This is a genomic window from Streptomyces sp. NPDC046977, from assembly GCF_040644455.1.
In the GTDB taxonomy this organism is placed as follows: Bacteria; Actinomycetota; Actinomycetes; order Streptomycetales; family Streptomycetaceae; genus Actinacidiphila.
Genome location: NZ_JBEYWO010000033.1, coordinates 70254 through 80496 on the forward strand (window position 1 = coordinate 70254; position 10243 = coordinate 80496).

At 70.7% G+C, this 10243-nt stretch carries 12 protein-coding genes; 2 read left to right on the plus strand and 10 right to left on the minus strand.

Going from position 1 to position 10243, the window contains the following annotated elements; genetic code table 11:
• Window position 1 precedes the first annotated feature (1 nt).
• The 7 genes from ABZ883_RS35555 to ABZ883_RS35585 are packed head-to-tail and all read right to left on the minus strand — an operon-like array spanning window position 2 to window position 5398.
• Window positions 2-535, minus strand: coding sequence for a MaoC family dehydratase (locus ABZ883_RS35555; RefSeq protein WP_360913735.1), 534 nt, complete (start codon window positions 533-535; stop codon window positions 2-4).
• Entirely contained in the window at window positions 532-1386 is an 855-nt protein-coding gene (locus tag ABZ883_RS35560; protein ID WP_360913737.1) for a CoA ester lyase, read from the minus strand. The genes ABZ883_RS35555 and ABZ883_RS35560 overlap by 4 nt, the downstream gene beginning before the upstream one ends.
• 8 nt (window positions 1387-1394) lie before the next feature.
• The gene (locus ABZ883_RS35565) at window positions 1395-1625 is read right to left on the minus strand and encodes an acyl carrier protein (protein WP_360913739.1); all 231 of its coding nucleotides are present in this window, start codon (window positions 1623-1625) and stop codon (window positions 1395-1397) included.
• Window positions 1622-2644 (minus strand): beta-ketoacyl-ACP synthase III, encoded by a 1023-nt coding sequence (locus ABZ883_RS35570; RefSeq protein ID WP_360913741.1) that lies wholly within the window; start codon window positions 2642-2644, stop codon window positions 1622-1624. Before ABZ883_RS35570 ends, ABZ883_RS35565 begins: the two co-directional genes overlap by 4 nt.
• On the minus strand, window positions 2641-3675 hold the full coding sequence (gene dmpG / locus ABZ883_RS35575; protein ID WP_360913743.1) for a 4-hydroxy-2-oxovalerate aldolase: 1035 nt from the start codon (window positions 3673-3675) through the stop codon (window positions 2641-2643). Before dmpG ends, ABZ883_RS35570 begins: the two co-directional genes overlap by 4 nt.
• The gene (locus tag ABZ883_RS35580; RefSeq protein ID WP_360913745.1) at window positions 3672-4556 is read right to left on the minus strand and encodes an acetaldehyde dehydrogenase (acetylating); all 885 of its coding nucleotides are present in this window, start codon (window positions 4554-4556) and stop codon (window positions 3672-3674) included. The genes dmpG and ABZ883_RS35580 overlap by 4 nt, the downstream gene beginning before the upstream one ends.
• 50 nt (window positions 4557-4606) lie before the next feature.
• Complete coding sequence (locus ABZ883_RS35585) at window positions 4607-5398, minus strand: fumarylacetoacetate hydrolase family protein (RefSeq protein WP_360913747.1); 792 nt, start codon at window positions 5396-5398, stop codon at window positions 4607-4609.
• A gap of 710 nt (window positions 5399-6108) precedes the next feature.
• Between ABZ883_RS35585 and ABZ883_RS35590 the strand changes: the two genes are divergently transcribed.
• Window positions 6109-7092, plus strand: a complete 984-nt coding sequence (locus ABZ883_RS35590) for an XRE family transcriptional regulator (protein ID WP_360913749.1) — start codon at window positions 6109-6111, stop codon at window positions 7090-7092.
• Between the two features lie 756 nt (window positions 7093-7848).
• On the opposite strand, the gene ABZ883_RS35595 is transcribed toward ABZ883_RS35590, so the two are convergent.
• The 3 genes from ABZ883_RS35595 to ABZ883_RS35605 all read right to left on the minus strand — a co-directional run bounded on the left by ABZ883_RS35595 (window position 7849) and on the right by ABZ883_RS35605 (window position 9154).
• Window positions 7849-8472, minus strand: a complete 624-nt coding sequence (locus ABZ883_RS35595) for a class I SAM-dependent methyltransferase (RefSeq protein ID WP_360913751.1) — start codon at window positions 8470-8472, stop codon at window positions 7849-7851.
• Window positions 8469-8639 carry a hypothetical protein gene (locus ABZ883_RS35600; protein WP_360913753.1) on the minus strand — a complete coding sequence of 57 codons (171 nt, stop codon included), beginning with the start codon at window positions 8637-8639 and terminating at the stop codon, window positions 8469-8471. The genes ABZ883_RS35595 and ABZ883_RS35600 overlap by 4 nt, the downstream gene beginning before the upstream one ends.
• A 134-nt stretch (window positions 8640-8773) precedes the next feature.
• Window positions 8774-9154 carry a hypothetical protein gene (locus ABZ883_RS35605; protein WP_360913755.1) on the minus strand — a complete coding sequence of 127 codons (381 nt, stop codon included), beginning with the start codon at window positions 9152-9154 and terminating at the stop codon, window positions 8774-8776.
• Window positions 9155-9628: 474 nt separating this feature from the next.
• Here ABZ883_RS35605 and ABZ883_RS35610 point away from each other — a divergent pair.
• Window positions 9629-10243: helix-turn-helix transcriptional regulator (locus ABZ883_RS35610; protein ID WP_360913757.1), on the plus strand; the 615-nt coding region annotated here is incomplete at its 3' end.

Here is a 10243-nt window from a genome sequence, read left to right on the forward strand (position 1 = left end):
CCTAGTAGTTGGTGGCGTCGCGCAGCGCGGCGGGGTCGATCGGCAGCAGGAACGTGCGGGTGAATCGGACGACGCGGTGGTCGTCCTGGTCGAAGCCGGTGGTGCGGCAGGTGATCACGCCGTGGCCGGGCCTGCTCTGGGAAGGCCGGCGGGTACGGATCTCGGTCTCGGCATACAGGGTGGTGCCGACGAAGACCGGATGCTCGAAGCGGACGTCGCCGAGGGCGAGGTTAGCGACGGTCAGGCCGCTGACGCTGCGCACCGTCATTCCGGCGACGATGTTGAGCGTGACGCCGCTGCACACCAGGATCTGGCCCCAGTCGGTTTTGCTGCTGTAGTGGGCGTCGGTGTGGAGCGGGGAGACGTTCCCGGCCAGGGTGGTCATCAGCACGTTGTCGGCGTCGGTAACCGTGCGGCCCGGTCGGTGCTCGATGACCAGCCCGGGAGCCAGGTCGCCGTACTCGAGACCGACGTTCTCCCGGACCCGGTTCTCCGCCACGCTGCGGTAGCCCTGCGGCACGGGGATGTTCATCATGCTCCCCCCGTCGTGGCGTCGGCCTCGTCGACCAGGGCCCGGGCGGCGGCGAAGAACGGGCGGCCGACCATCTGACCGCCTACGGAGGTGATGCCCGCACCGCTGGCCTCGCTGGCGGCCAGCACCGCCCGGGCGTGGTCGATCTCCCGCTGCGAGGGGGTGAAGACGTCGCGGATGATGTCCGCCTGGCGGGGGTGTACGGCGCCTTTGCCGTAGAAGCCGAGATCCTTGGCCTGCTCGGCTTCCCGGCGCAGGCCGTCGAGGTCGTCCAGGTCGAAGAACGGGGCGTCGATGGCGGGGATGCCGGCGGCGGCCGCGCTGTTGACCAGGGTCGCGCGGGGGTGGAGCAGCGGTGCCCAGCCCAGTCCGCAGCCGACAGCGGCGGCGTAGTCGGCCGAGCCGAAGATGACGCCGGCGAGGCGGGGCGCGGACAGGATGGAGGGGAGGGTGTCGAAGGCGCGTGGCGTTTCGATCAGGGCCCAGATGCCGGGTGCGTAGTCGGGGGTGTCGAGGACCCCGGCCACGACTTCCACGTCCCGGGCCGATTCGACCTTGGGGACCAGGAGCACGTCGGGCTTGTGCGTGTAGTCGGCGATGGCTGCCAGGTCTCGGGCGCCGTCCAGGGTGGTGGTGGCGTTCACGCGCAAGCCCAGTGTCATCAGCGGGTCGGGCCGGTCGAAGAGCTGCTCGGCAGCGGCCCGGGCGGCTGGCTTGTCGGCCGGGGCGACGGAGTCCTCCAGGTCGGCCAGGGCCACACCGGCGGCCGAGGCCCGTGCCGCGGTGAACCGGTCGGCGCGCTGTCCCGGGGTGATGATCCACACCCGTAGCGGGCGGCGGGTGTGCGTGCCCATGGCCGGGGTCACCGTCCCGTCCGCTTCTGGGCGACCAGGTTGTCGAGCGCCGTAAGGGTTCCGGCGTCCTTGATCTCGGTGTCGGTGACTTCAACGCCCAGCTGCTCGGTGAGCAGGACGGACAGCTCCACGATGGCCAGAGAGTCGAATCCGGCATCGTCCAGGCTCGCTTCGGGCGTCAGCCGGTCCTCGGGCAGTTTCAGATCGCGGGTCAGGAGGGTGAACAGGTCCTCGTTCACAAAGTGGCTCCTTCGCGTACGGATTCGGTCGTGGCGGTCGAGGGGAGCGGGGCCAGCTCGGGCCAGATAAGGGTGGTGGCACCCCAGGTCAGTCCGGCGCCAAAGGCGGTCAGCAGCACCCGGTGGCCGGCCTTGATGCGGCCGTCGGCAGCGGCCTGGGCCAGCAGCAAAGGGATCGAGGCGGCGCCGGTGTTGCCGACGTCGGCGATGTTGTGGACCTGCCGGTGCTCGGGGATGCCGAGCTGGCGGGCGGCAAAGGCAGTGATGCGGGCGTTGGCCTGGTGCGCCACCAGCCGGTCGACGTCGTCCAGGCGCCACTGTGCGGCGCGGGCGGCTTGCACGGACGCCGCGGACATGCGGTGCACCGCGTGGCGGAACACCTCGGAGCCGGACATCTGCAGCGGCGTTTGGTGCCCGGCCTTGATGAGGTCGCCGCCGGTGCCGTCGCTGCCCAGCACCACGGGCCCAAGCGCCCCTGGCGCGGTGGCCGGACCGGCGCGCAGCACCATGACGCCGGCGCCGTCGCCGAAGAGGGGCACGGTGGAGCGGTCGCCGCGTCCGGGCAGGGTGGACAGCCGGTCGGCGCCGATGACCAGGACGGTGTCGGCCTGGCCGGAGGCGATGAACCCGGCGGCGGTGGCCAGCGCGTACAGGAAGCCGGTGCAGCCGGCCGCGAGGTCGAGTGCGGGGATACCGGTCAGGTCCAGGCGTGCGGCCACCGCGGGGGCGGTGGCCGGGCAGCGGTGGTCCGGTGTGGTCGTGGCGACAAGCACCGCGTCCGGCCGCACGTCGTGCGCGCACAGCAGAGCGCGCCGGGCGGCGTCGACGGCGAGGTCCTGCGTGGAGATGTCCGGTCCTGCGATGTGGCGGCTGCCAATCCCGGTCCGGGTACGGATCCACTCGTCCGTGGAGTCCAAGGTGGTGCACAGCTGCGCGTTGGACACCACGGTGTCCGGGAGAGCCGCACCGACCCCGCACACGACCGCAGCCCGCCCCGGGGCGGCCTCGTGGGAGTTCATCGTGCCTCCCGCGCGCTCGCGGCCAGCTGGCGGGCGACAGTCCCGATCAGGTCTTCCTGGCCCGCGACGACCTGGCGCTCACCGAGGGCGAAGAACAGGTCGACAGGGTCGACGCCCTCACGGCTCGCTGTGGCGAGGACGGGCGTCTTGAAGCCGGAGAAGACCCCGGCCAGGCCGCTGACGAGACTGACGGAGTCGATGATGGGCGGGGCCGGCATCAGGTGCTCGTGCGCGACGTCGGCGGCCGCGAGCAGGCGCCGCAGGTCGATGCCGGTGGTGTAGCCCATGCGGTCCAGCACCGCGACCAGGACTTCGAGTTGGGTGTTCCCGGCTCCGGCGCCGAAGCCCCGCGCGGTGCCGTCGATGATCGCCGCACCCGCCTGCAACGCGGCGACCGAGTTGGCGACGGCCATGCCGAGGTTGTTGTGGCCGTGGAAGATGACGGGCACGTCGACCGCCGCGACGATGGCCGTGATGCGGGTCGTGACGTCGGCGGGCAGGTAGTGCCCGGCGGAGTCGAAGATCCCCACTGCCTGCGCGCCGAACGAAGCGAGCAGTGCGCACTGTTTTGCGAGCTGGGCGGGGGTGGCCATGTGGCTCATGAGGAGCACGCCGTGGGCTTCGGCGCCGAGCTCGCGGACGATGCCCAGGTGTCGTTCGGTGACGTCGGCCTCGGTGCAGTGCGCTGCGATCCGCACCACGTCCGCGCCGAGGGCGACCGCGGCCCGCAGGTCGTCGCCGGTGCCCCAGCCCGGGGCCATGAAGACGCCCATGCGGCTGCGGGTGAGCGCCTCACGGACGGTTGTGAGCATCTCGGGGTCGGTCAGCTTGGCCCGGCCGATCTGCAGGGAAGAGGCGCCCAGTCCGTTGCCGTGGCCGACCTCCACCACCGGGATTCCGGCGGCATCCGCGGCGGCGGCGTAGGCGCGGAGCTGGTCCCGGTCGAGCTGGTGGCGCACGGCGTGGTGGCCGTCGCGGAGGGTCGGGTCGTGGATCAGCACCTGCGGTGCTGCTTGCGCGTGCGGGGTCATGAGGCGGTCTCCACTTCGCCCCGGGCGGCCGCGTGCTGCTGCGCGAGCAGCACCGCGGCGGCGTTGATGATGTCGAGGTTTCCGGCGTAGCGGGGGATGCGGCCGCCCTCGGCGGTCACCTCCACCACGGCGCTGATCCGTCCGTCACTGACCTGCAGTGACGTCACCGCGAAGCCGGGTGCGAAAGTGCGCACCTGATGGGCGGCGGCTTCCACCGCGGCGCGGACCGGGACGGGCTGCACCTGATCGGTGAGGACCGTGATGGCGACTCGGAACGGCGGTTCGGGCCGGGCCGGGCTGAGATTGACCATCACCTTCACCTCCGGCGCTTCGGTGAAAGCGCGGACGGCGGCGGCGGTGGTGGCGATGTACTGGTCGAGGTTGAGGCGGGTGGCCCGGCCCGCGCTGGCACTCGCCCCGGTGCACACGACCTCCACGTAGGCGGGCGCGCAGTGCTGGGTGATGGCGTGCAGGACGGGGACGGCGGCCTGGCCGCCGCAGCTGACCAGGTTGATGTGGCGCAGGGACCGCGCCTCGGTGCCGTTGACGGTGGGCACGACCATCGTGCCGATCGGCGCCGGCGTGAGGTCGATGAGCGCCGCGCCGGTGCCTTCCAGATGGGCCCAGTGTTCGGCGTGGCTGTCGGCGTTGGAGGCGTCGAAGACGATGTCGAACGGCCCTTGTTTCAGGAGCGCGGTGATGCCGCCGGCGGCGGTCTCACACCCCATCTGGGCGGCCCGGGCAAGGCCCAGGGTCTGGCTGGACCGTCCCACGACCAGGCGGCAGTCCAGGGCTGCTGATTGCTGGATCTTGCCGATCAGGTCGAGGCCGATCAGCCCCGCACCGAGCACCGCGACCCTCGCGTGCTTCGTTGTGGACATGGAGCTCCCTCGTGAAGGAAGGGGACATGGAGTGGTGAGCCTCGGGGCGCTCAGGCGACTTTCAGGGCGACCGGCGGCAGATGGGGCGAGGTGACCGTCACTTCGCTGCCTGCGGGCAGCGGGATACTCGCGTGGACCGCGCCGGCCAGGACCACGTCCCCCGCGCGCAAACCGCTACCCAGGCCGTGCAGCCGCCGGGCCAGCCAGATGACCGGGTGGAACGGGTCACCGAGCACCGCGCTGCCGTGTCCTTCAGCGACGGGCGTGCCGTTGAGGCTCACCACCAGGTGCTCAGCGCGCAGGTCCCAGCCCGGGTCGAGACCGATCATGCTTCCCGTGACGACCCTCGCGCAGGAGGCGTTGTCCGCGATGCTGTCGGCCAGGGAGATCCGCCAGTCCGGGTAACGGGTGTCGATCACCTCCAGAGCCAGGAAGGCCTCCGACACCGCATCGCGCACGGCGTCCACGGTGACCTCCGGCCCCGGCAGCTCCCGGCCGAGACGGAACGCGATCTCTGCCTCCACCCGCGGAGACATGAAGTCCTCCCGCAGCAGACAGCTCCCGCCGGGCAGCATCATGTGGTCCAGCAGGACACCAGAATCCGGCTCATCGACGCCCATCTGCTGCTGCATGGCCAGCGACGTCACCCCGACCTTGTGTCCCACCACGCGGGCCCCGCCGGCGACACGGCGCGCCACAGCAGCAGCCTGGATCGCGTAGGCGTCCTCAAGGGTCAAGTCCGGCCGCCTACTGGTCAAAGGAGGCAGCGGCAGCCGCAGCCTTTCCGCCCCCAGCAAGGCGTCAGCCACATCGCTGAACCACTGGCTTTGCGTTCCGTCCATGAATCCCTCCGGGTGTTGAAGTGAAGAGGAAAGGCGGCGGGTCGAGGGCGGTCCCGCTCAATGGCTGCGACGTTGCACTCCGAGCCGGCCAGTTGAGCTCAGGCGCCCGGCAGGAAAAGCTGGCATGCTGCACGCGCATTGACCAGATCGTCTAAAATGAGGGACGCACGGCCGATCTCCCGCTTAGGTAATTCTTTGCGTCGTGAAATTCCCGGTTTGAAAGCGGGAACGGTGTTGCCGTCGTCACTGAGACCGCTCCCGCAACATCCATTCGATTTTCGGTCAACCGTGCGGGCCCGTCGAGGACTTGCCGGGAGTCCCGCAGGAGTCCCGCTCTTTCTCCGCCTGCGAAGTCAACACGTCCGGTGATTGGATTCTGTTGTGGACGAGCACACATGCGACCACCCCCTTGCTCACGCCCGGTTGGCACGGGGGATGACCCGTGTCGACCTCGTGCGTGCGATGCACCAGGCCGCCCTCCGGCGCAGCCTGCGCACGGGCGTGGACAAGCAGCGCATCCGCAAGTGGGAGGTCAACGGAGTTACCCCGGACCGTGACTCACAGACCTCATCGCCGAAGCCCTGGACATCCCGGCGAGCGTCATCGACACGGGCACCTGGCCGCGATGGCTGCACGGAACCAGCGTGAGCGTGACGCCGCTCGGCCCCCACAGCACCATTCCCGCCCTCCGAGAGGCTCTGAGTACCGCTATGGAACGCCGCATTTTTTTGTCCCTCTCCGGCGCCGCTCTCACCGCCCTCGCGGCCAGTTGGGCAACCGGCGACACCCGCGCGCTGGTGGAGGCGACATCCGGACAGCCAGTCGGCGACGAACTCGTCACCATGCTGGAGGAGTCCAGTACAGGGCTCAGCGCCCTGCCCACCGAACAGCGCCAGTACATCCCCGCGCTGCTCCACGCCCATCTGACGACTGTGACCAGCCTCATCGACAACGGCCGCTACTCCCAGCGGATGGGTATTCGCCTGCACGCGCTGGCCGCTTCGCTGTCGCAAACCGTCGCCTGGCACCGGTTTGACACCGCCGACCACTCCGCGGCCGCAAAATTCTGGATCGCCGGTCTGCACAGCGCCCACGCCGGCGGCGACCGCGACATGGGCGCCAACCTCCTCGGTGACCTGGCCTATCAAGCCGCCTGGCGGCGCGACCACGCCACAGCAGCCGGCATCCTGGAGCACGCCCTCAGCCGCACACACCACCCCGCCGCCCGGTCCCTGCTGAACCTGCGCCTGGCCCGGACCCTTGCCGCCCAGGGCGAACGCCGCAGCGCCCTGAGGTCGCTGGACGCGGCCGAACGGCTGCTGGACGCTGCCTCCGGACAGGAACGGCCCGCCTGGTGCTCCTGGCTGTCCGAAGCCGATCTCGCCGTCGACTCCGGGCAGGCCCTGCTCGACCTCGGTGACACCGGCCGCGCCCACCGCCTCATCGGTGAGGGCCAGGCCCTGCTGCCCCCCGCCCGGGACAAGACCCGCGGAGTCTTCCTCGCCTACCGGGCCGAGAGCCACCTCAACCTGCGGGAACCCGAACTTGCCGCCGCCGCCCGCGAGTCCCTCCAGTTGGCCCGCCGTATCGGTGCACCCCGCTGCGTCCAGCTCGTCCAGGACCTCGTCCCGGCCTTCCGCGCCTACCGCGACGCTGAGGGTGTCCCCGAACTGCTCCACCTCGCCGCCAGCTGACGATCCGCCCGGATGCTGTCGATCGGTCCCACGCCCGCTGATCCGTCGTGCGGTCGATCCCGAATGCGCGAGACGGTAGCGGCGCAGATCGGGCGTCTCACGGCCGTCCCGGGCGTCTGCCAACAGCAGTGCGATGTCGAACGCTCTGCGTCGGTCCGATCCGTCGGGACAGTCGATCGACAGTTCCTTCGCCAGCACCGACCGGTGGTACGCAGCGGCCTCGTGCAGCAGGCGTGCCGCCAGGGAGGTGCGTCCGGTGGCGACCGAGGCTCCCACGTGGCGCAGCGACGCGAGGGCGGCCTGCACGACGAGGTCGGTCACGTCGTCCAGGGCCTCACCGAGAAGGCGCGCGCGGTAGGCGCGGAGGATGTCGCGCGTTCCAGCAACGTGCCCGCAGCTGCTGCCTGTGGGGAGGTCGTGCTGCTGGACGTCTTCCGCGAGGTACTGACGGATGACCTGGGTCAAGGTCGGCCCGTGCTGGTGAGTTCGGCATTCGCGCAGCCACGTCGCCGGGGGAACCTGGTAGGCGCGGAGTACGGCCAGGATCGCGCCGAATGCCTCGCTCTCGTACAGCGACGTGGCCAGCAGGTCCTCGACACGACGCTCCTCGTCGTCGTGGAGGCAGGGCTCGCACGGGTGCGCCGTCTCCACGGCAGGGAGTGCGGGTGCCGCCGAGTAGGTGGTCATCCTGGCTGTCTCCAATACGGTGAGGCGCTGCGGCTGCCAGCGCACGGGCAACGTCGCGGGCTTGCTCTGTCAGCGAGGGCAGACGGCCAGCGGGTGACGTGGCTCGCCGGACAGCACCACCGCGGTGTGCCTGCCGAGCCAGTAACGTCGTTGGTCCGCCCATCCGGTCTGCAGGTCGTGGACCTGGTCTTCGGTGAAGCCGCGCTGCCAGGGCGCGCCGGTCGGCTCAGCGCCGTGCTCGGGCCACACGCGCACCACCACGTAGAGCTGTCCGTCCGGTCGCAGCCAGCGGCGCGCGTCGACCAGGAGGCGCTGGTAGTCCAGGAACGGCAGCGAGTTGCGGCAGACGATCAGGTCGAGGCTGCCGGGCGCGAGCCGGGCCGGGATCGGGTCGACGTCGAAGTCGTGGACGGCGTACTGCAGTCCTCGGCTCGTGCCGGCTCCGGTGGCGATGTCGATCGCGGCGGGAGAGAAGTCCAGGCCGGTCACGTTGTATCCCCAGCGGTGCAGCCGTCGGGTGAAGGCTCCGGTGCCACAGCCGATGTCCAAGGCTGTGGCGCGGGGTGCGGGACGGCGGGTGTGCTGGAGGAACTGGTCGGCCTCCGTGTCGGTCACGGGTCGACTGGCCGCCTGGCCGGTGCGGTGCCAGTGGTCCCACTGCGTGCTGGTGATCGCGTACGCGGCCGCGGTCATGCCGCGTCCTTCGGGCGGCTGACGCGGACAGGAAGGGCAGCGATCAAGTCGACACCGGCCTCGCCGCGGGGCGCAGGGGCAACGCGCTGGATGTCGTGCAGTGCCTGCCCGCGACTACGGCGCGGCAGTGCCGTCAACCGCCCCGTGGGCGGTGTCTGTGCCGTCATGCGGTGCTCCTTGATCAGGTGAGTCGGAAGTAGACGGCTGCGGCGCCGGTAGCGACGACGAGGACGATCACGAACTGCGCGGCGATCTGCCGCCATCCCCATCCCCGGGCGTCCATCCAGCGCAGAGGTGTCCTTCAAGTCGGGGCGTCGTCCTGCGGCGTGAGGGCCACGACGTGGACGAATGCCTGGTACTGGTGGCCCAGGAGCTGGATCTCCGCGCCGTACTCGGCGGGGTCGGAGCTGATGTCGTGGCGGGTCACGACGACCACGCCCTCGGCGTAGCCGCCCTGGATCAGGCGGCGTACCTCGGACCAGCCGGGACGATCCCCCGGAGGTGCGTAGGCACATGCGCCGACCAGTCCGGCCGGGGCGCCGAAGGGGCGCCGGCCCGGCGTGGCCACGTCGTGCAGACGGGCATGGATCGCGTACCCGCGAAGGCCCGCCTCGGCCTCGGCGGTGTCCCAGTCGGCTTCGGGGCCGTGCCCGCTGCCGATGACCAGCGCGTAGATCACCACCCTCAGGGGTCTTGGACGGTCGGCCCGGTTGACGGCCACGCGCTGGAAGTGCCGGCGCAGTCGCTCGGCCTGGTCCGGCTGTGGTCGTCGGCGGTGCGCTCCCGTAGCAGCTGGTCCGGCTCCTGCCCGGGTGGCCGGCGGGGGTAACGCGGCTGTGCGTGAGGGGGGTTCGTAGGCCCGCACCACGGGGTGCCTCCGTACGGCGAATGCGATCGAGGGGGTGGCGCCCGCCGCCCGGCAGGGAGGGGGGCGGTGCGACGGGCGCCCGGCCGGTGGACGCACCCGGCCGTCGTGCTCCGACGGACGTCACGTAGCGCAACAGAAAGATCATGAGCTGAAGCCCAGTCATTTTCCCGCCGGGCTCCTAGCTTGCTCCTTTTGGCGGTAGGTCTGCAACATGGACGACAAGACCCACAAAAAGAGGTTCACAATAGAGCGTCGTCAGCCCCGTCGCCGACGTGCCAGACTGCGCCCATGACGCAGAAACGTGCGACGCCGACGATCTGGCGGCGCCGGGTCGGTGCCCAACTCCGCCGCTACCGCGAGCCGCTGATGAAGTCCGGTGACGCGGCGCGGCTCATGGGCTGGGACACCACCCGGCTGAGCCGGGTCGAGCGCGGCCTGTACCGCATCTCCGCTGCTGAGGTCCGCGACCTGTGCGGCCACTACGGAGCCGACGACACCGATGCGGTCGAGGAGATCGCCAAGGTCGCCGAGCAGCCGCCCGGTGCCGGCTGGTGGGCGCCCTACTCAAGCCGGATCAACGGGGCGTACCTGGATTTCATCGAGCTGGAGGCCTCTGCGGACACCATCCGCATCGCCGAGCCGGTCGTCATCCCGGGCCTCCTGCAATCCCCCGGCTACGTACGGGAGATGATCACGCGGGCGCCGCTGGCAGTGACCGAGGAACGGGCTGAGATGCTGGTCAACATCCGGCTGGCCCGGCAGTCGGTTCTCAGCCGCACCGAACGCCCGGTCCGGGTGCACGCCCTGGTGCCCGAGACGGCGCTGAACGCCCGGTTCGAGGCCGGCCAGTCCATCATGCGCGACCAGATACGCAAACTCCTGGACGCCTCGTCCTCCCCCCAT